This window comes from Amorphus sp. 3PC139-8, assembly GCF_040750475.1.
GTDB lineage: Bacteria > Pseudomonadota > Alphaproteobacteria > Rhizobiales > Amorphaceae > Amorphus.
Genome location: NZ_JABJVY010000075.1, coordinates 1 through 1,268, shown reverse-complemented (window position 1 = coordinate 1,268; position 1,268 = coordinate 1). Strand labels below are relative to the sequence as shown.

At 63.2% G+C, this 1,268-nt stretch carries 1 protein-coding gene; it reads left to right on the top strand.

Going from position 1 to position 1,268, the window contains the following annotated elements; translation table 11 throughout:
- Positions 1-65 precede the first annotated feature (65 nt).
- A protein-coding gene (locus HNS03_RS25680) for an IS3 family transposase (RefSeq protein WP_367198887.1) occupies positions 66-1,234 on the top strand; the annotation gives its coding sequence in 2 pieces (ribosomal slippage) (positions 66-330 and positions 330-1,234; 1,170 coding nt in all).
- Positions 1,235-1,268: the final 34 nt, after the last annotated feature.

Sequence of the window (1,268 nt, the reverse complement as noted above, 5' to 3'; positions counted from 1 at the left end):
TGGCCTGCCCCCTGAAAAGTGGTCCTCCCTGAAGTAGGCTTTCGAGCCAGATGGAGGATGCAGGAATGCCCCAGAAGAAGCACAAGCCGGAGGAGATCGTCGCGAAGCTCCGGCAGGTCGACGTGTTGGTGTCGCAGGGTCGGTCGGTGGCCGAAGCGGTGCGGACGATCAGCGTGACGCAGTTCACATACTACCGATGGCGCAAGGAGTATGGCGGCCTGAAGACCAACCAGGTGAAGCGGCTGAAGGAGCTGGAGAAGGAGAACGAGCGGCTTCGGAAAGCCGTGTCGGACCTCACGCTGGAGAAGCTGATCCTTCGGGAGGCCGCCTCGGGAAACTTCTGAGCCCCGCCCGTCGCCGTCGTTGTGTCGACCATGTCAGGCAGAAGTTCGGGGTCTCCGAACGGCTCGCATGCCACGTACTCGGCCAGCATCGATCGACCCAAAGGAAAGTTCCGCGCGGGCGCCCCGACGAGGAGGCGCTCACCGCTGACATCATCGTGCTCGCATCTGAATATGGCCGTTACGGCTATCGGCGGATCACGGCTCTGCTGCGTGACGCGGGCTGGGTCGTGAACGTGAAGCGGGTCGAGAGGATCTGGCGGCGGGAGGGGCTGAAGGTTCCACAGAAGCAACCGAGAAAGGGGCGCCTCTGGTTCAACGACGGGTCGTGCATCCGTCTGCGGCCCGAGCGCCCGAACCATGTCTGGTCCTACGACTTCGTCGAGAGCCGGACCCACGACGGAAGGAAGTTCCGGATGCTGAACCTGATCGACGAGTTCACACGGGAGTGTCTGGCGATACGGATCGACAGGCAGTTGAGATCGAGCGACGTGATCGACGTGCTGTCGGACCAGTTCATCCTTCGTGGCGTGCCGGATCACATCAGGTCCGACAATGGCCCGGAGTTCGTGGCGTCGGCGGTGCGAGACTGGATCGCCGCGGTCGGTGCCAGGACTGCCTACATCGAACCCGGCAGCCCGTGGGAGAACGGCTACTGCGAGAGCTTCAATGCGAAGCTCAGGGACGAGCTCCTCAACGGCGAGATCTTCTACAGCATGGCGGAGGCGAAGATCGTCATCGAGAGCTGGCGCCAGCACTACAACACGAAGCGCCCGCACTCATCGTTGGGCTATCGGCCGCCAGCTCCCGAGGCCGTGCAGTGGCCGGCTCCGCCATCCGGAGCCGCTTCGCCGGCCACCCCGGTCGTAGCTCCAACACCCGTCATGCACTAAGACTGAAACTGGACCACTTCGTTGGGGCAGGTCA